Genomic DNA, 18,284 nt, shown 5'->3' with positions numbered 1-18,284 from the left:
CCTGACCCCACAGGGAGTTAACCCCATGAAACACAGTCAAAACGAGATCCTGTTGCAGGATCTCGCGGCGGAACACGTCTATATCCAGGTCAACGGCCGGCGCCTTCACTGCGTGGTGGCCGGCGAAGGGCGGCCGGTGCTGCTGATCCCCGGTTGGCCGCAAACCTGGTACACCTGGCGTTATGTGATGCGCGCCTTGGCGGCGGCCGGTTTTCAGGCGATCGCCGTCGATCCGCCGGGCATCGGCGACTCTGACAAGCCCGCTGGCGGCTACGACACCGGCAGCATCGGTGCGGCGTTGCACGCGATGATGGCGCAGCTGGGCCATCAACGTTACCAACTGGTCGGCCACGACATCGGCATGTGGATCGGTTACGCCATGGCGAGCGATTTCCCGCAGGCGGTGGAGCGTCTGGTGCTGACGGAGGCGGTGATCCCCGGTCTGGCGCCGCCGCCGCCGATTTTCGTCGCGCCGGAGGAGAATATCTTCCTGTGGCATTTCATGTTCAACCAGCTGGCGGATTTGCCGGAGACCCTGACCCAGGGGCGCGAGCGGGAGTATCTTGGCTATATCTTCAACCGCTGGTCTTATCGGCGCGATCGGGTGGCGGCTGAGGTCTATATCGCCGCCTATTCGGCGCCGGGCGGCCTGCGCGCCGGATTCGACTATTACCGGGCGATCCCGGAGACCGTTCGCCAGAACCGGCTGCGCGCCGCCACGCCGTTGACGATGCCGGTGTTGACGGTGGGAGCGGAGCACGCCACCGGCGACGCGCCGCTGACGACGCTACGGGGCAATGCGCGCGATCTGCGGGGCGAAACGGTCGCCGGCTGCGGCCATTTCATCACCGAGGAGTGTCATGAGGAATTTATTGCCCTGATTACGCCGTTCCTGACGGGAGAGCAACATGCCGCTTGATGAACACATCGCCGCCTTTTTGGCGGCCTCGGCCGACGCGCCGCTACCCGCTTCGTTGGCGGACATGCGGGCGGCCACGGAAAGCGGTTTGCGTCTGCTGCAGGGCGCACCGCAACCGAGCGGCGGCGTCAGGGATTTTACGCTGGTCGCCACCGATGGGCACCGGATTGCGCTGCGCGCCTATCTACCAGCGGGGGAAAGGCGCGCTGCCGCACAACCGGCGATGCTGTTCGCCCACGGCGGCGGCTGGTGCCTCGGTTCGCTGTCGCTGTATGACCAGCCCTGTCAGGCGCTGGCTAACGCCACCGATCGGGTGATCCTGTCGGTCGATTATCGACTGGCGCCGGAGTTTCCTTTTCCACAGCCGCTGGAAGATGTCTATCAGGCGCTCTGTTGGGCGGCGCGACAGGCGCCGCAGTTAGGGATTGACGCTGACCGTCTGGCGGTGGGCGGCGACAGCGCCGGGGGCAATCTGGCGGCGGCGGTCGCGCTGTTGGCGCGGGATCGCGGCGGCCCGCACATTGAACGTCAACTGCTGCTGTACCCGGCGCTCAGCCGCGAAATGGCGACGAAGAGCCATCGCGAATTCGCCGAGGGGCATTTTTTGACGCGCGACACGATGGTGTTTTGTTGGCAGCAGTACCTGGCCCAGCGACGCGATCCGAGCGCCGAGCCGCTGCACGCCGCCACGCTGCGCGGATTGCCGCCGGCCACTATCCTGAGCTGCGAATATGATCCGCTGCGCGATGAGGCCGAACTGTATGCGCAGCGGCTGCGTGAAGCGGGTGTGGCGGTACGCTGTGAACGGTTGCCGGGCATGGTGCATGCCTGCATTCACATGTTGGGGCTGACCCCGGCGGCGCGGCGCCTGTTCGAGCTGGCTCGCGAGTAAAAAGTTCACGCTAAGACGCGATGAACCATTCTTATCCCATTCGTTTGATGTTGCGTTATGAAAGGCAATGAAAATAGTGAGATAAGCAGGGTGTTGGGCGCCCTTGAAGACGCCGAACGCAGGCATAGCGCATTAGGAGAAACCGCCATGGACGGCGGTTTCAGGTGAGACAGGCAGGGACGCCTGTCGCAACCGGCCTCAATGCGGTATGGCGGAGAGAGGGAAGTTGGCAAAGCCAACCGTCTGATAGGGCAAAGGCGCGGGTTGCCAGGGGCCGCGCCTTCGGCCCCTGGCTCGGTCGAAGCGTATGAGCTTCATGGCGCATCTCACCTTTATCGACCGAAAACTGCACAAATACGTTCAGAAAAACGCTAACTAACCAGGATTACCCGCATTGCGGGGCTTCTGGCTATTCATCCGACGTGCGATTAACGACCGGCGACGGTGACAAAGCGCGTTTCCAGGTAGGATTCGATCGCTTCGCTGCCGCCTTCGGTGCCGTGGCCGGAGTCCTTCACGCCGCCAAACGGCGTTTCCGGCAGGCCGAAACCGATGTGGTTGATGCTCAGCATGCCGCTCTCCACGTCGCGCCCCAGCGCATTGACGGTGGCGATGTTGCGGCTGTAAGCGTAGGCGGCCAGCCCGTACGGCAGGCGATTGGCTTCGGCGATCGCCTCGTCGTAGGTGGCGAACGGGCGCAGCAGGGCGACCGGGCCAAACGGCTCTTCCGACATGGCGCGCGCGCTCAGCGGCACGTCACGCAGCACCGTCGGCTCGAAGAAGTTGCCTTTGCCCGCCACGCGTTTGCCGCCGGTGCTGGCCTTCGCCCCGTGAGCGATAGCGTCTTGCACCAGCGCCTCGATATTGTCGACGCTGCGGCCCAGCACCATCGGCCCCATCGTCACGCCGTCTTCCAGCCCGTTGCCGAGCTTGAGTTCACGCACTGCGGCGGTGAATTTCTCCACGAAGGCTTCATAAACGCCTTGCTGGATCAGGAAGCGGGTCGGGGCGATACAGACCTGGCCGGCGTTGCGGAACTTGGATTGCGCCAGCTCTTTGGCCGCCGCGTCGAGATCGGCGTCGTCGAAGATCAGCACCGGCGCGTGGCCGCCCAGCTCCATGGTGGCCTTTTTCATATGCTGGCCGGCCAGCGCAGCCAGATGCTTGCCCACGCGGGTGGAGCCGGTGAAGGAGATCTTGCGAATGGTCGGATGCGGGATCAGGTATTCCGAGATTTCCGCCGGGGTGCCGTACACCAGCGCGATCACCCCGGCCGGAATGCCGGCGTCGGCGAAGGCTTTGATCAGCTCAGCCGGTGAGGCCGGCGTTTCTTCCGGGCCTTTGACGATGATTGAACAACCCGCCGCCAGCGCGGCGGACAGCTTGCGCACGATCTGGTTGATCGGGAAGTTCCACGGCGTGAAGGCGGCCACCGGGCCGACCGGCAGTTTCAGGGTTTGCTGCTGCACGTCGCGAGCGCGGGACGGAATAATCTGCCCGTAGGTGCGGGTGGCTTCGCCGGCGAACCAGTCGATCACGTCGGCGGCGTTGAGAATTTCGATTTTGGCCTGTGCCACCGGCTTACCCTGTTCCTGCGTCATGATGGCGGCGATGGCGTCGGCGCGTTCGCGCAGCAGCGCAGCGGCTTTGCGCATCAGGTTGGCGCGTTGGTGTGCGGCGGTGTTTCGCCAAACGTTAAACCCGCGTTCGGTGGCGGCCAGCGCCAGATCGAGATCCTCTGCGGCGGCGTGCGCCACTTGACCGATGATCTCGTCGGTAGCGGGGTTGGAGACCGGCAGGGTTTTTCCGGCCAGCGCGCTGCGCCATTGTCCATCGATATACAGTTGAGTATCCGGATACATTGTTGCCTCTTGTTTACGGAGTGTCAGGGGCCGATGAGCTTCGCGATGCGGCCCGTCTGAAAGGGACTGGGACCTTAACCCTACGCCGAATGGCGCCGATCGTCCAGGCGAGGGGCACGAAAGGACCAGGGCGGCTACTCAACCGGCGATGTTTTGGCTATGCTGAGCAGATTGTCAGCACGGATGAGGAGGTCGGGTGCAAGGGGTTCCACAACAGTTTCCGTTCGAGAAGGACAGCGCGCAGTTCCGGCATTTGTCGCATCTGCCCGGCGTCGAACTCTATCAGGCGCATATCGAACGCTATGCCTTCGAGCCGCATACCCACGACGCCTTCGCCATCGGCACCGTGGACACCGGGGCGGAGCGCTTCCGCTATCGCGGGGCGCAGCACCTGGCGGCGCCGGGCGCGCTGGTGCTGATGAATCCTGACGAGCTGCATACCGGCGAAGCTGAAACGCCGGGCGGCTGGTGTTATCGCATGCTCTATCTGGCGCCCGAGGCGCTGGAGCAGCTGTCCGGCGATCGGAGCCAGTGGTTCACCGATGCGGTGCGCCACGATCCGCGGGCGGCGCAGCGCCTGTCCGCCATTCTCGCCGCGCTGTGGCAAACCGACGATCCGCTCACGCTCGACGGCCTGCTGTTGGAAGCGGTGGCGTTGCTGCAACCGCACATCCGCACAGGACGGCGGGAGAAAGCCGAGGCGGCGCACCGTTTCGAGGTGGTGAAAAGCTACCTGCACGATAACTTCGCCGAGGCTATAACGCTCAACCAACTGGCCGAGCTGGTGTCGCTCAGCCCGTACCATTTCCTGCGCAAGTTCAAGGCCGAATATCACGTCTCGCCGCAGCAGATGCTGATGGCGATCCGGCTGTCGCAGGCCAAACGCATGCTGGAGCGCGGCATGCCCGCCGCACAGGTGGCGGCGGCGGCGGGGCTGACCGATCAGGCGCACCTGACGCGCGCCTTCGCCAATCGTTACGGCGTCACGCCAGTGCGTTTCCAGAAACAGGTGAAATTGGGCTAAAACAGCAACCTGCTACAATAATTCCTCCCCGCGTTTTCGTTACTCTGCCGCTGTCTTGTCGGGCGGGTTGGCCGCACCGGCCGTTTGTCGGAGTCGTTATGTTCATTGGCGTTGTGTTTGCCCTGGCCGCCGGGCTGATGTGGGGATTGATTTTCGTCGGTCCGTTGCTGGTGCCGGACTATCCCGCCGCGCTGCAGTCCACCGGGCGCTATCTGGCCTTTGGGCTGATCGCCTTGCCGCTGGCGTGGTTCGATCGCCGCCGCCTGCGTAAGCTGCGGCGCCAGGATTGGTGGGAAGCGCTCAAGCTGACGGCTATCGGCAATCTGCTGTACTACCTGTGCCTGGCCAGCGCCATTCAGCGCACCGGTGCGCCGGTGTCGACCATGATCATCGGCACCTTGCCGGTGGTGATCGCCATTTGCGCCAATCTGTTTTACGGCCGGCACGACGGGCGCCTGGCCTGGGGCGAACTGGCGCCGGCACTGCTGTTGATCGTCTGTGGATTGGCGTGTGTGAACGTCGCCGAGCTGCGCGGCAATGCGGTGCCGATCGACGGCTGGCGCTATCTCAGCGGTCTTGGGCTGGCCGTGTTGGCGGTGGCGTGCTGGACCTGGTTCCCGCTGCGCAATTCACGCTGGCTGCGGGAGAATCCGACGCAGCGTCCGGCCACCTGGGCCACGGCCCAAGGGCTGGTGACGCTGCCGCTGGCGCTGCTGGGCTATCTGGCGGTCTGCGGTCAGTTGGCGCTGAGCGAGCCGGCGTTCGCCTTGCCGTTCGGCCCGCGCCCTGAGGTGTTTATCCCTCTGATGCTGATCATCGGCGTGTTCTGCTCCTGGCTGGGGGCGCTGTGCTGGAACGAAGCCAGCCAGCGGCTGCCGACGGTGTTGGTGGGGCCGCTCATCGTGTTCGAAATTCTGGCGGGGTTGGCGTATACCTTTCTGTTGCGCCAGGCCTGGCCGCCGCTGCTGACGCTGGCGGGCATCGTCTGTCTGATGGCCGGCGTGGTGTACGCCATGCGCATCAAACCGCAGCCAGTGGTGGTGGCGCTGGAGGACAAGCCGAGGTGACGCCCGCCGTGGCGGCGGGCGTGAGGGTTAACGCTTGCTGTGGTGAATGATCTCTTCGGCCACGTTGCGCGGCGCTTCGGCGTAGTGGCTGAATTCCATGGTGTAGGTGGCGCGGCCCTGCGACATCGAACGCAGGGTGGTCGAGTAGCCGAACATCTCGGACAGCGGCACCTTGGCGCGAATTTCCTTGCCGCCGCCGCCCGGGATCTCTTCCATGCCCTGCACCAGACCGCGGCGTGAGGAAAGATCGCCCATCACGTTGCCGGCGTAATCCTCCGGCGTTTCCACTTCCACCGACATGATCGGCTCGAGGATCACCGGATCCGCCAGGCGGCAGGCGTCCTTGAAGCCGAAGATCGCCGCCATGCGGAACGCCTGTTCCGACGAGTCGACGTCATGGTAAGAACCGAAGGTCAGGTGCACCTTGACGTCCACCACCTGATAACCGGCCAGCACGCCGTTATTCAGCGCCTCGAGCACGCCTTTTTTCACCGCCGGGATAAACTCACCGGGAATGACACCGCCCTTGATCTCATCGAAGAACTCGAAGCCTTTGCCGGGTTCGTTCGGCTCGACGGTCAGCACCACGTGGCCGTATTGCCCTTTACCACCGGATTGGCGCACGAACTTGCCTTCCACGTCGGCCACCCGTTTGCGGATGGTTTCGCGGTAAGACACCTGCGGTTTGCCGGTGGTGGTCTCCACCCCGAACTCGCGGCGCATGCGATCGACGATAATCTCCAGGTGCAGCTCGCCCATGCCGTAGATAATGGTTTGGCCGGATTCTTCATCGGTGCGCACGCGGAACGACGGATCTTCTGAAGAGAGCCGCTGCAACGCGATGCCCATTTTCTCCTGATCGCCCTTGGTCTTCGGCTCGATCGCTTGGGCGATCACCGGCTCGGGGAAGGTCATGCGCTCCAGCGTAATGATGGCGCCGGGATCGCACAGCGTATCGCCGGTGGTGACGTCCTTCAGGCCGACGCAGGCGGCAATGTCGCCGGCGTGCAGTTCGTCGATGTCCTTACGATCGTTGGCGTGCATCTGCACGATGCGGCCGATACGCTCCTTTTTGGCCTTGATTGGGTTGTAAACACTGCTGCCTTTGGCCAGCACCCCGGAGTAGACGCGCACGAAGGTCAGCTGGCCGACGAACGGGTCGGTCATCAGCTTAAACGCCAGCGCCGAGAATTTTTCATTGTCGTCGGCTTTGCGAGTGATGATTTCATCGTGTTCGCCGTGGCCCTCCATCGGCGGCACGTCGAGCGGCGAGGGCATCAGCTCGATCACCGCGTCCAGCATGCGCTGCACGCCTTTGTTGCGGAACGCCGATCCGCACAGCATCGGCTGGATTTCGCCGGCGACGGTGCGCACCCGCAGCCCGTGAACGATCTCCTCTTCGCTCAGCGGCACCTGATTGAGGTATTTCTCCATCAGTTCTTCCGACGCTTCGGCGGCCGCTTCAATCATGTTTTCACGCCACTCCTGCGCCGATGCGCGCAGCTCGGCCGGGATCTCTTCGAAGCTGAAGTTCATGCCCTGCGAGGCTTCGTCCCACAGAATGGCTTTCATCCGCACCAGGTCCACCACGCCGCTGAAGCGGTCTTCGGCGCCGATAGGAATAACGATCGGCACCGGGTTGGCTTTCAGACGCTCGATCATCATTTTGCGCACGCGGAAAAAGTCCGCGCCGATGCGGTCCATCTTGTTGACGAACGCCAGCCGCGGCACTTTGTATTTGTTGGCCTGGCGCCAGACGGTTTCCGACTGCGGCTGGACGCCGCCCACCGAGTCATAGACCATGACGGCGCCGTCCAGCACGCGCATCGAGCGCTCCACTTCAATGGTGAAATCGACGTGCCCGGGGGTGTCGATGATATTGATGCGGTGCTGCGGATAATTATGCTGCATGCCGTTCCAGAAGCAGGTAGTGGCCGCCGAGGTGATGGTGATGCCGCGCTCTTGTTCCTGCGCCATCCAGTCCATGGTCGCCGCGCCGTCATGCACTTCGCCCAGCTTGTGGCTGACCCCGGTGTAAAACAGAATCCGCTCGGTGGTGGTGGTCTTGCCGGCATCGATATGCGCGGAGATGCCGATATTGCGGTAACGTTCGATAGGGGTGGTGCGAGCCATAATCAACCTTTCTTAGCCGCGTGAAGGAGAGCGGCTTAAACAGCATGGATAATGATGATAATCCTCATAGGGTTATCCGCCGGATCGCAGAGCCTTGCTCTGGTCACAAACTAATCGTAGTTGAAGGCGTTGGTTTTTTTAAGCGATGGTTGTGATAGATGAAAGTTTGCACGCACAACGGCGCTGGTGGAGGAAAGGGCGAAAAAAAGGCCCATAACGGGCCTGTTGTCGTAGGGCGCATTCGCCGCTTATTTGCGTCCCAGCAGGAAGCCGAAAACGATGCCGACCGCCGCCGCTACGGCTACGCCGGCCAGCGGGTTGGCTTCCACCTGCGTTCTTACGCTGTCCGCTGCGTCACGGGCGGCATAGCTGGCCTGGGAGGCATACTTGCGCGCCGCGCCGCGCACCTGATGCTCCGGCGAATCGACGGCTTTACCGAACGCTTCTTCTACCGCGCCTGCGGCTTCATTAGCTTTGTCTTCCGCTTTACCAAACATGCTGCTCTCCTGTTCCTTGTGGGTTAACGAACTCTAAGCCTAGCAGGTGAACGGCGTTTTTTGCAGCATTCTGTGCGTTATAAGATCAATCCGAGCAAAGAAAAGTCTTTCCATACGCACAGCCTCGGCTTCACCCGCGCGTTTTTTTATGTTCTATTGGCTAGCGGTTTAACCGAGTATCGTTACCCTTTGACCGATTCGTTGAGTTGAAAGGACTCCCCATGTCAGTACTGCGTATTCTGGCGCTGTTCGCCGCGGCCGCCGCCGCTTTGCCCGCCCAGGCCAAACCTGCGGCGCACGGCGCGGCGCCCGAGAACGGCATTCGTTGGCAATCTTGTCTCAACAGCGGCTTTCAGCGCTGGTTCGATGAAGCGCCGCCGACGGGGCTGCGCTGCGGCTACCTCGACGTGCCGTTGGCTTACGCCACGCCTCCCGCCCATTCCGCACAGGCGGGGGAACCGACCGTGCGTCTGGCGCTGACCCTGCTGCCCGCCACCGGGCCGAAAAAGGGCAGCGTCGTGATGATCAGCGGCGGCCCGGGCCTGCCGGGGATCAATCCTTATCTCGGCAACGACGCCCACGTCGCCAAACTGCGTAAATCTTACGACATCATCGGTTACGATCCGCGCGGCGTCGGTCAATCGACGCTAAAAATTTCCTGCCAGGTGGCCGAAGGTGACGAACTCCCTGAACCGGACGACAACGACGTGGCCGGCGCGGAGAACCAGACGCGCATCCTGATCGCCGCCTGCATCAAACAGACCGGCGCGGACGTGCTGCAACACATCGGCACCGACGAGGCGGTCAACGATCTGAACGCGATCCGCCACGCGCTGGGCGAACCGGGGCTGACGGCGGTGGCGTACTCTTACGGCACCAAGGTGGCGGCGCTGTATGCCGAACGTTTTCCGAAGAAAACGCGCGCGCTGGTGCTGGACGGGGTGGTGGATCTGGCGGAGGACGATTTCACCCAGCGCCTGAATCAGGAGCGAGGCTTCCCAGCAAAGCTTCCTGCGTTTCGCCGCCTATTGCGGAAAAACCGACAGCTGCCAGCTTGGCGGCGGCGCCAATCAGGCGCTTCAGCGTTATCACGCTTTGCTGCGCAAGCTGCATGAGCAGCCGTTCGTCACTGCGGCGGGCTATGAAATCTCCGCCGACGACGTGCTGACGGTCACGCGTTCGCTGCTGTTGTGGCCGGAGCGCTGGCATGAACTGGCCACCGTACTGCGCCAGCTCGATGCCGGCATCGCCGGGCAACAGGTTTCCGATCTGATCGACGAAAGCTATTCTCCGGATGCCGATGATGCTCTGAATGTCATCACCTGCGCCGACGTCGCCAACCCAACGGCCGATCCGCAGCTGTTGCGCAGACAGCGGCAGGAGATCAATACCGCCGCTTTATATGCCCACTATCTGCCGCTGCACGAGTATCCGCTGGAAATGTGCGACCTGTGGCCGTACCGCGGCAAAGATCGGCCGCACATGCCGGTGGCGTCCGCCGCGCTGCCGCCGCTGCTGTTCGTCGCCCAGCGCTACGATCCGACCACGCCGTACCGCAATGCCCAGGTAATGGCCTCGGCCTTTAAAAGCCCGCTGATCACCCGCGAACGCGACGGACATACGTTGGCGCTGAACGGCATCGACAGCTGCGTCGACGAAAGCGTGGTGGAGTATCTGCTGGCGCCGAAAAAGCCGCGCCGCGACAAGGTTTGCCGCTGAGGAGGCCGGGCGTTGGCCCGGCCTGACAGGCTAGTCGCGCGTGTTTTAGAATTTCACCTCTTCCGCCAGCGCCAGCGTCACGAACGGCCCCGACAGGGTCTGGTTATGGTGACGAATAATGGCGTCGGCGCCGAGCGCCGCCGTGTCCGAACAGCTATGGGCATCGGCGGCCAACACCAGGTCAAATCCTAACTCCGCGCCGCGCCGACACGCGGTGTCTACGCAGTATTGCGTTTTCATTCCCGAAATCACCAACCGACCGATGCCGGCTTGCTTAAGCCGCTCCGCCAGGCCAGTCCGGTAAAAACAGCTGGGATGGGTTTTATCGATGAACCAGTCGGCTTGCGCATCGGTGTCGAGATCGGGGTGAACTTGCCACAGCGGACTGTTTACGGCGATAGGTGAACCTGCAGGGCCGGTGTGGCGAATAAACACCACGAGCGCATTCGCCACGCGTGCGGCGCGTATCAACGCATGGGTCTTCGCCAGAAGGGTTTCGGCGGCGAACGGGGGATCGTCCGGCGAGGCGAACAGGCCGACTTGCATGTCGATAACCAGCAGGGCGCTGCGCGGTGCGGGGATAGTTGGCATAGGTCTTCTCCGTAATGAAATTGCCGGCGGGCACGGAGAAATAAAAAACCCCGGCCATGGCTGGCGGGGCTTGGGGATACGTCGTTAGCTGTTGCGCACCCGTGCAGCCCGCCATTGCGTGGCGGTTGCGGTGGTGGTGGTGAGGGCGTGCGCGATGCGATTCATGCCATTGATAATGCGCGGTGGCGAGGGGAACGTCAAGGGTCGCTCCCCACACTCTCAGCCGGTGAAAATATGCGCTTGCCCCATCACGTTGAGACTGACCTGCGCTCCGGGCCGCAGGCCTTCGCGGCTGACGGTTTTGATCTCGAGCTGCGCACCGTCGGCGGCCATTTGCAGATTGAGGGTGGAGACGAAGCCGGCGAAATCGATGCCGGTGATCACCGCCTGGCCGCGCTGCGCCGGATCGGACAAACCGATTTGAATCTGCTCCGGACGCAGCATGATGCGCGCCGAGCCGCTGCGTTGGCGATCGTCGACGGCGATGCGCCCCAATGCGCAGTCGGCCCAGCCGTGCGCCAGCTCGGCGGTCAGCACCAGCGTTTCGCCAAGGAAACTGGCGGTCGGTTCATCGACCGGGCGCAGATAAAGATCCTGCGGCGCGCCCACCTGTGCCAGCCGCCCGTTGCGCATGACCGCCACCTGATCGGCGAACGACAGCGCCTCGCTCTGATCGTGGGTGACCAGGATCGACGCGACTTTGGCCTCCGTCAGCAGTTCGGCCACCGCTTTGCGGGTGGCGGCGCGCAGGCCGGTATCCAGCGCCGAGAACGGCTCATCCAGCAACATCAGCCGCGGTTGCTGCGACAAGGCGCGCGCCAATGCGACCCGCTGTTGCTGTCCGCCGGACAGCTCGTGCGGCCACAGGGCGGCCAGGCGACGATCCAGCGCCACCATCTCCATCAGCGCCTCGATGCGACGCTGTTTCTCGCGCTTGCTGCCTTTGAGGCCAAAACCGATGTTGCCGGCGACGGTAAAGTGCGGGAACAGCGCGCCATCCTGCGGGACGAAGCCGATGCCGCGCAGGTGCGCCGGCACCCAGCCGCCGCCGTTGCCCATCGCTTGCCCCTGCAGCAGAATTTGTCCGCCATCGGGGATTTCAAAACCGGCGATGATGCGCAGCAGGGTGGTTTTGCCGGAGCCGGAAGGGCCGACGATCGCCGTGCGGCTGCCGGCGGCAACCTGCAGGTCGATGTGTTCCAGCACCCTGATGGCATTGTAAGATTTTCCGATACCGTGCAGTTCGAGCGTGCTCATAGTCCCGCCGTACGTTTAGATTGAGAGTAAAGAAGCCAGGTGAGCGGCAGCGACAGCGCCACCATAATCAGCGCATAAGGCGCGGCGGCGACATAGTCTATCTCGCTGGTCAGCGCCCAGAAACCGGTGGCCAGCGTGCGGGTGCCGTTCGGCGCCAGCAGCAGCGTGGCGGTCAATTCATTGGCGATCGCCAGGAACACCAGCGCGGCGCCTGCGGCGGCACCCGGTGCCGCCAGCCGCAACGTGGTGCTCCACAGCGCCTGCGCCGGCGACTTGCCCAGGCTGCGCGCCACGTTTTCCAATTCCACCGGCGCCTGCGCGATGCCGGCGCGCAGGTTGATCAACGCTCGCGGCATAAACATCAGCAGATACGCCAGCAGCAGGGTGATCTCGGTTTGGTAAATCGGCCGGAAGCTGTGAATGGTGATGGTCACCAGCGCCAGCGCCACCACGATGCCGGGCAGCGAACTGGTCACGTAGTTGCAGCCTTCCAGCACCCGGTACAGGCGGGCCGGATAGCGCACCGACAGCCAGGCCATCGGAATGGCGCACAGCGTAATCAGCAGCGCGCCAGAGGCGGACAGCGACAGCGTTTGCCACAGCGCGGGCCACAGATCGGCGTTGCGCCATACGTCGAGGCCGCCCAGCCACAGCCAGCGGACCAGGGTGATGAAAGGCACGCCCAGCGCCAGCGCGGTCAGCGCGATCGGCAGCAGCAGCGCCAGCGCGGCGAGCGGCGCTGACAGGCGACGCGGCGTTTGGCTGCGGGCGCTGCCGGAACCGACGCGGGCATAGCGCGCGCGGCCGCGGCTTATCGCCTCAAGCAACAGCAGCCCCAGGCAGCACAGCACCAATACGCCGGCCAGCATGTTGGCCGCCGGGCCGTTGAAGGTCGACTGGAACTGATCGAAGATGGCGGTGGTGAAGGTATCGAAACGGATCATGGCGTACAGGCCGTACTCCGCCAGCAGGTGCAGCGCGATCAGCAGCGAACCGCCCCAGACCGCCAGCTTCAACTGCGGCAACACCACGCGGAAAAACACCGCCGGCGGCCGGGAGCCGAGCGAGGTGGCGACGTCTTCGATACCGGGATCCAGACGGCGCAAGACCGCGGCGGCCGGCAGGTAGATAAACGGAAAATAGGCGAGCACCGAGATGAAAACGCCGGCGCCCAGGCCGTGCATCGACGGCACCAGACTGATCCAGGCATAGCTTTGCACAAAGGCCGGCACCGCCAGCGGCGCGGTCGCCAATACCGCCCAGAGACGGCGGCCCGGCAGCGTGGTGCGTTCGGTCAACCAGGCCAGGGCCACCCCCAGCACGGCGCAGATCGGCAGCGTCAGCACCACCAACAGCAGGGTATTCAACAGCAGTTCCGCTACGCGCGGGCGGAAAACCAGAGCTTTGACCGTTTGCCAACCGGTTTCAAACGCCACGCCGATAACGAATCCCAGCGGCAGCAGCGCCAGCAACGACAGCAACACGGCGCAGGCCACCACGATCGGCCCCGGCCGCGGGTGACGAGGGATAGTGGAATAACGCCGCGCGGTCTGCGCGGCGTGGGTACTCAGGTTTGACATAACGATCAAAAACTCTCGGTTTGCCGGCGGGCCTTACAGCAGGCCGGCCTCGGTCATCAGTTCGACAACTTTCTTATTGTTCAACTGCGCGGCGTCTACCTTCGGCGCGTCCAGATCTTTCAGTGGCACCAGTTTCGGGTTGGAGGCCGCACCGACGCCGACGGCGTATTCGAAGGCATTGTTGGTGCGCAGGATCTCCTGGCCCTGTTTGCCGGTGATCCACTTGATGAACGCCTGCGCCTGCTGCTGATGCTTGCTGGAAGCCAGCACGCCGCCGCCGGAGATGCTGACGAATGCGCCCGGATCCTGATGTTTGAAGTAGTACAGCTTGATGTTTTTGCTGTTCTCGCCGGTTTTAGCGCCGTCGACGAACGGGTAGTAATGATAGATCACGCCGCTGTCGATCTGGCCGGCATTGACCGCTTTCATCACCGTGCTGTTGCCTTTATAGGCGGTAAAGTTGGCTTTCATCGCTTTCAGCCAGTCCAGCGTTGCTTGCTCGCCTTTCAGCGCCAGCAGCGCGCTGACGATCGCCTGGAAATCGGCGCCCGATGGCGAAGCGGCCCAGCGGCCTTTCCATTCCGGCTTGGCCAAATCCAGCAGCGACTTCGGCAACTGCGCGTCGGTCAGCTTGGCCGGGTTATAGACGAATACGGTAGAGCGGGCGGCGATGCCGATCCAGCGGCCGTGGCTTGGGCGATATTGCGGTTCTACCTGGGCCAGCGTGGCGGCGTCGAGCGGGGCGAACAGCTTGGCGTTATCCACCAACACCATCGCCGGGGAGTTTTCCGTCAGGAACACGTCGGCAGGCGAGGCGCTGCCTTCCTGCACCAGCTGATTGCCCAGCTCGCTGTCGCCGCCGTTGCGCAGCGTGACTTTGATGCCGGTGTCTTTGGTAAAACCGTCGACCCAGGATTTCACCAGATTTTCGTGCTGGGCGTTGTAAATAACGATGCCCTGGTCGGCGGGGGCCGCCTGAGCGCCGAAGGCCAGCATCATCGAGGAGGCGAGCAGGGCCACGGGGCCGAGGGATGAAATACGCAGCTTCATGCAGTTATCCTTTTTAGCGTTCGAATGAGGAAAACGAATATCGCCTGGCAAGCGCAAGCAGCCCGATTTTAGCCAAGAACATCCATAATGATAGTGAAAACGATTCGTATTAAATTATTTTTGACGATCGCTCACAAAATGAATTGCCCTAAGGATACGTTAAGTTTCGGCTGGAATAATCTGTACTGATTGTCTGAATAGAATTGGGGCGCGTTACCTCACAGTGAGCGGCCACCTGCCATCGCAGGCAGCCGCCCGTCAGGCTTGCTTCTTGTCACGCCAGCACAAACTCACCGTTGCCAACGCCAAAGAACTGCCCGTTGATGCTGCCCGCCCACTGCGGCGGATGAACCAAAGAGGCCAGCACCCGGCCATTCTCCAGCAGCGTCAGGACGATCGAACCGGGGTTGATGGCCAATTGCAGGGTTAACGGAACGCCGATCAGATTTTCGGCATCGGGCACGGTGCCTTGCAAATAGATCGTCGGGATGTTGATGTTACCGTCTGAGCCAGTGCCGGTGGCCTGGCCGACAAAACGCACCGATGTACCGCTTGATGGGGCATTGGGACCAATATTGGCAAGCTGCGCGGAAATTTGCACGGTCTCCGCATGTGGCGCGCAGCCACATCCGCAGCCACAGCCCTGGAAGCTGAAGTAGCCGCAGATATTTTGTTGGCACCCGCATCCGCACAAGGATTGCGGATGCACTTGCTGGTTGAACGCTGGTTTCAGTTGCGGATGTTGGTTGAGCAGCGCCTGACGGCTCTGCACTTCCGCGTTATAAGCGTCACGTGATTGTTTATTCAATGCGTTAGCCTGTTCAGGCGTAATATCTTGCAGTGAAGGCATATGTAAACTCCTATGATTTTTGCTGAGTCAGTCTGAAATACATATCACGCTGAATCCGGTTAGCCAGCAGACAGGTAATTGCATCTGAATGGAAATAGTTATTGCCTTCGGCAGGAAAACGGTATGGCAACCAGACCGTTACATCCTATCCTCACGGCACGTGTTTATATATCCTGCTTGCTCTTTCGATAATTATTTTTTATTCAATCATTCGCCTGTTATTGGTTTTATAACCGACGGCATCTCCGCGTGTGTCGCGAAGCCATTTAAAGGTAGTTAGGGGGCTTGGAGATATCAAGTGAGATTTTTACTGTTATTTTTACATTAAGGCGCTACTTGTTTCTTATGTCTATTATTTTCATTTTAACCTTTTTTGCAACCGATTAATTAATATAAATTAATCGGGCGTCAACTTTAATTCATTGATTTATAAAGAGTTTATTTAATATTGTCTTTTTTGTGAATATTCTCAATATATTCATTGAGGTAACGTGTAAGCGCGGGTTTGCATTTGACTTATATCAGTTCTTTGTCGAATCTGTAATGGTTATTAACCTGTTGCAATATTGACGGCTTGTTATCGACTGGCGAGTTTTTTCTTCAGTCTTTTCATGTCGTTCTTCAGCGTTTCGCACAGTCATTAATAACACGGAGTGCCAACGCGAATTAAGAGTTATATTCACCAAAAAATAGTGAGAGAGGTATCTATGTCTAATGGACCGTTTTATACCAATCCGATCGTGGTTATCGATGTAGCTAATGATTGCGTGCATGTGGAGATGGCGATCGCTGGAGGACTATACGAAAACGTATTTCCGTTATCGGTAGCGGCTAATGAACCCTATCCGAAATTGCTGGTGAATCTGGCGATCCAGGCGCAGGCGAGCGGTAAATCATTAATGGTATGGGGAGAGCCCGGCCCGGAACCGGTTAAAGGCCTGCCGCTGTTTGGTATCACGACCGTGAACATCAAGTAGGGGACGGCAACGCGCATTGTGTTGAAAGCGGGAAGCGCGGTGAGGGATATTCCTTTGATAATGAAAGAAATTCAACACCGCTTTTGGTTATGACTCATAGCGATTAATGATTTAATTTATTCCACTACCACATTGCATATTGAACGCGATAAAACACTAATCAGGTATATCGACGTGAAATATTCATTCAATGGCAAGAAACTTGCTGGTTTAATCCTCCTGGCTTTAAACTCAACGATCGCTCAGGCGGCGGAGGTGCCGGCGGGCGCTAAACTGGCGCCGGTACAGGAATTGGTGCGCGCCAACGGGTATGAACCGGCGACGCTGGATCCGAACCTGGCCGAGAGCAATGTGGAGTTCTACATCTTCAACGATCTGTTCGAAGGTCTGCTGCGAGTCGGAAAAGAGGGCGAAGTGATCCCGGCGCTGGCGCAGAAATGGGAGCACCAGGGCAACGTCTGGACTTTCCATCTGCGGCCGCAGGCCAAATGGTCGAACGGCGATCCGGTGACCGCCGACGATTTCGTTTACAGCTGGAGGCGCCTCACCGATCCGAAAACCGCGTCGCCTTACGGCAGCTATCTGGCCTCGGCCTATGTGCTGAATGCGGCGGCGATCAACGCCGGCAGCAAACCGCCGAGCGAGCTGGGCGTTAAAGCGCTGGACGCGCACACCTTGCAGGTGACGCTGTCTGAGCCCAACGCCTACCTGCTCAAACAACTGGTGCATTTTCCGGTTCTGCCGGTCAACCGCAAGGTGGTTGAGCAATACGGCAAAAACTGGACTCAACCGGCGCATTTTGTCGGCAACGGCGCGTTTCGTCTCAGCGAGTGGGTGGTGAACGAAAAAGTGGTGGTGGAACGCAATCCGCAGTATTGGGATAACGCCAACACCGTGCTCAACAAGGTGACCTTCCTGCCGATTCAGGGGTTCCCGGAGGTGGCGCGTTTCCGCGCCGGCGAGGTGGAGTTGGGCTATACCACGCCGCCGGAACTGTATCAGCAGCTGAAAAAAACGCTCGGGGATCAACAGCTGGTGACCTATCCGCTGCTCTCCACCAGCTATTTCGCCTTCAACAACCGCCAGACGCCGTTTAACGACGTGCGGGTGCGCCAGGCGCTGAACCTGGCGCTGGACAAAGAGATCATCGCCGGCAAGGTGCTGGGATACGGCCAGCAGCCGGCCTGGACCTTTACCCCAACGGGGGCGGGCGGCTATCGCCTGCAGGCCGGCGCAGCGGCCGGTTTGACGCCGGAACAACGTCACGCCCAGGCGAAAAAGTTGTTGGCGGAGGCCGGTTTCAACGCCGAGCATCCGCTGCGCTTTACCGTGTTGTACAGCAATGACGCCACTATCAAGAAGATCGTCATCGCCGCCGCCGCCATGTGGAAAAAGAACCTCGGAGTGGAGGCCGGCATGCAAAGCCAGGAGCGTAAAGTGACGCTGGATAATATCAACCGCGGCCAGTACAGCGTAGCCTTTACCCGCTGGCTGGCGGATTACGACGATCCTTCTACCTTCCTGAATGTGTTCCGCGCCGACAGCAGCGAGAACAGCCCCAAATACCGCAACCCGGAATACGATCGCATTCTGCATCAGGCGACGGCGGCGCCGACACCGCAGCAGGTGCAGCAGTATTTCCAGCAGGCCGAGGCGGTGCTGGCCGTCGATACGCCGGTCGCGCCGGTGTACTACGAAGCCAACGCCACGCTCATCAAACCCTACGTCAAGGGGATCGACTTCACCCGACAGGGCGCCCTATACGATAAAAACGTCTACATTCTCGCGCACTGATAAATAAAAAAAACGGCTGATTTATATCAGCCGTTTTTATAGATTCGCGTTTAATAAAAATATCCTAAATAC

General features: G+C 61.0%; 16 protein-coding genes. 8 read left to right on the top strand and 8 right to left on the bottom strand.

What is annotated here, in order from left to right; all coding sequences use genetic code 11:
* The first annotated feature begins 25 nt into the window (after positions 1-25).
* Complete coding sequence (locus ACORQT_RS12600) at positions 26-919, top strand: alpha/beta fold hydrolase (RefSeq protein WP_164057191.1); 894 nt, start codon at positions 26-28, stop codon at positions 917-919.
* Positions 909-1,811, top strand: a complete 903-nt coding sequence (locus ACORQT_RS12595; RefSeq protein WP_164057190.1) for an alpha/beta hydrolase — start codon at positions 909-911, stop codon at positions 1,809-1,811. The genes ACORQT_RS12600 and ACORQT_RS12595 overlap by 11 nt, the downstream gene beginning before the upstream one ends.
* Before the next feature lie 428 nt (positions 1,812-2,239).
* Here ACORQT_RS12595 and ACORQT_RS12590 read toward each other — a convergent pair whose 3' ends face one another.
* Complete coding sequence (locus ACORQT_RS12590) at positions 2,240-3,673, bottom strand: NAD-dependent succinate-semialdehyde dehydrogenase (RefSeq protein ID WP_042784596.1); 1,434 nt, start codon at positions 3,671-3,673, stop codon at positions 2,240-2,242.
* 196 nt (positions 3,674-3,869) lie between these two features.
* On the opposite strand from ACORQT_RS12590, the gene ACORQT_RS12585 reads away from it, so the two are divergent.
* Both ACORQT_RS12585 and ACORQT_RS12580 read left to right on the top strand, forming a co-directional pair.
* Positions 3,870-4,697, top strand: coding sequence for an AraC family transcriptional regulator (locus ACORQT_RS12585; protein WP_163965373.1), 828 nt, complete (start codon positions 3,870-3,872; stop codon positions 4,695-4,697).
* A 98-nt stretch (positions 4,698-4,795) separates the two neighbouring features.
* Positions 4,796-5,764 carry a DMT family transporter gene (locus tag ACORQT_RS12580; RefSeq protein WP_164057189.1) on the top strand — a complete coding sequence of 323 codons (969 nt, stop codon included), beginning with the start codon at positions 4,796-4,798 and terminating at the stop codon, positions 5,762-5,764.
* Positions 5,765-5,791: 27 nt separating this feature from the next.
* Here ACORQT_RS12580 and fusA read toward each other — a convergent pair whose 3' ends face one another.
* Positions 5,792-7,897: an elongation factor G gene (gene fusA / locus ACORQT_RS12575; RefSeq protein ID WP_042784593.1), complete on the bottom strand. Its 2,106-nt coding sequence runs from the start codon at positions 7,895-7,897 to the stop codon at positions 5,792-5,794.
* 248 nt (positions 7,898-8,145) lie between these two features.
* On the bottom strand, positions 8,146-8,394 hold the full coding sequence (locus ACORQT_RS12570) for a glycine zipper domain-containing protein (RefSeq protein ID WP_004938127.1): 249 nt from the start codon (positions 8,392-8,394) through the stop codon (positions 8,146-8,148).
* Positions 8,395-8,615: 221 nt separating this feature from the next.
* Here ACORQT_RS12570 and ACORQT_RS12565 point away from each other — a divergent pair, with 221 nt between their 5' ends.
* Complete coding sequence (locus ACORQT_RS12565) at positions 8,616-9,509, top strand: alpha/beta fold hydrolase (RefSeq protein WP_444859172.1); 894 nt, start codon at positions 8,616-8,618, stop codon at positions 9,507-9,509.
* A complete protein-coding gene (locus ACORQT_RS12560) occupies positions 9,490-10,113 on the top strand; it encodes an alpha/beta hydrolase (protein WP_444859171.1) in 624 nt (207 codons plus the stop codon). The genes ACORQT_RS12565 and ACORQT_RS12560 overlap by 20 nt, the downstream gene beginning before the upstream one ends.
* A gap of 45 nt (positions 10,114-10,158) precedes the next feature.
* Here ACORQT_RS12560 and ACORQT_RS12555 read toward each other — a convergent pair whose 3' ends face one another.
* The 5 genes from ACORQT_RS12555 to ACORQT_RS12535 form a co-directional block, all read right to left on the bottom strand.
* The gene (locus ACORQT_RS12555; RefSeq protein WP_033650334.1) at positions 10,159-10,704 is read right to left on the bottom strand and encodes a cysteine hydrolase family protein; all 546 of its coding nucleotides are present in this window, start codon (positions 10,702-10,704) and stop codon (positions 10,159-10,161) included.
* 219 nt (positions 10,705-10,923) lie between these two features.
* Positions 10,924-11,961 carry an ABC transporter ATP-binding protein gene (locus tag ACORQT_RS12550; protein ID WP_047575113.1) on the bottom strand — a complete coding sequence of 346 codons (1,038 nt, stop codon included), beginning with the start codon at positions 11,959-11,961 and terminating at the stop codon, positions 10,924-10,926.
* Positions 11,958-13,541 carry an ABC transporter permease gene (locus ACORQT_RS12545; RefSeq protein ID WP_033643166.1) on the bottom strand — a complete coding sequence of 528 codons (1,584 nt, stop codon included), beginning with the start codon at positions 13,539-13,541 and terminating at the stop codon, positions 11,958-11,960. Before ACORQT_RS12545 ends, ACORQT_RS12550 begins: the two co-directional genes overlap by 4 nt.
* Before the next feature lie 33 nt (positions 13,542-13,574).
* Positions 13,575-14,591, bottom strand: coding sequence for an iron ABC transporter substrate-binding protein (locus tag ACORQT_RS12540; RefSeq protein ID WP_042784586.1), 1,017 nt, complete (start codon positions 14,589-14,591; stop codon positions 13,575-13,577).
* A 274-nt stretch (positions 14,592-14,865) separates the two neighbouring features.
* Entirely contained in the window at positions 14,866-15,441 is a 576-nt protein-coding gene (locus ACORQT_RS12535; RefSeq protein ID WP_072627606.1) for a hypothetical protein, read from the bottom strand.
* A gap of 707 nt (positions 15,442-16,148) precedes the next feature.
* Between ACORQT_RS12535 and ACORQT_RS12530 the strand changes: the two genes are divergently transcribed.
* Both ACORQT_RS12530 and ACORQT_RS12525 read left to right on the top strand, forming a co-directional pair.
* Positions 16,149-16,418, top strand: a complete 270-nt coding sequence (locus tag ACORQT_RS12530; RefSeq protein WP_042784585.1) for a hypothetical protein — start codon at positions 16,149-16,151, stop codon at positions 16,416-16,418.
* A gap of 174 nt (positions 16,419-16,592) precedes the next feature.
* Positions 16,593-18,212, top strand: coding sequence for an ABC transporter substrate-binding protein (locus ACORQT_RS12525; protein ID WP_164057835.1), 1,620 nt, complete (start codon positions 16,593-16,595; stop codon positions 18,210-18,212).
* Positions 18,213-18,284 lie beyond the last annotated feature (72 nt).

The organism is Serratia sp. (in: enterobacteria) (assembly GCF_052400455.1).
In the GTDB taxonomy this organism is placed as follows: domain Bacteria; phylum Pseudomonadota; class Gammaproteobacteria; order Enterobacterales; family Enterobacteriaceae; genus Serratia; species Serratia ureilytica.
The sequence above is the reverse complement of the archived record's forward strand: the minus strand, read 5'-3'. Positions and strand labels throughout refer to the sequence as shown.

Coding starts and splice junctions, on each gene's coding strand:
- ACORQT_RS12600 (WP_164057191.1), top strand. CDS start 26: ATGAAACACAGTCAAAACGAGATCCTGTTGCAGGATCTCGCGGCGGAA.
- ACORQT_RS12595 (WP_164057190.1), top strand. CDS start 909: ATGCCGCTTGATGAACACATCGCCGCCTTTTTGGCGGCCTCGGCCGAC.
- ACORQT_RS12590 (WP_042784596.1), bottom strand. CDS start 3,673: ATGTATCCGGATACTCAACTGTATATCGATGGACAATGGCGCAGCGCG.
- ACORQT_RS12580 (WP_164057189.1), top strand. CDS start 4,796: ATGTTCATTGGCGTTGTGTTTGCCCTGGCCGCCGGGCTGATGTGGGGA.
- fusA (WP_042784593.1), bottom strand. CDS start 7,897: ATGGCTCGCACCACCCCTATCGAACGTTACCGCAATATCGGCATCTCC.
- ACORQT_RS12570 (WP_004938127.1), bottom strand. CDS start 8,394: ATGTTTGGTAAAGCGGAAGACAAAGCTAATGAAGCCGCAGGCGCGGTA.
- ACORQT_RS12565 (WP_444859172.1), top strand. CDS start 8,616: ATGTCAGTACTGCGTATTCTGGCGCTGTTCGCCGCGGCCGCCGCCGCT.
- ACORQT_RS12555 (WP_033650334.1), bottom strand. CDS start 10,704: ATGCCAACTATCCCCGCACCGCGCAGCGCCCTGCTGGTTATCGACATG.
- ACORQT_RS12550 (WP_047575113.1), bottom strand. CDS start 11,961: ATGAGCACGCTCGAACTGCACGGTATCGGAAAATCTTACAATGCCATC.
- ACORQT_RS12545 (WP_033643166.1), bottom strand. CDS start 13,541: ATGTCAAACCTGAGTACCCACGCCGCGCAGACCGCGCGGCGTTATTCC.
- ACORQT_RS12540 (WP_042784586.1), bottom strand. CDS start 14,591: ATGAAGCTGCGTATTTCATCCCTCGGCCCCGTGGCCCTGCTCGCCTCC.
- ACORQT_RS12535 (WP_072627606.1), bottom strand. CDS start 15,441: ATGCCTTCACTGCAAGATATTACGCCTGAACAGGCTAACGCATTGAAT.
- ACORQT_RS12530 (WP_042784585.1), top strand. CDS start 16,149: ATGTCTAATGGACCGTTTTATACCAATCCGATCGTGGTTATCGATGTA.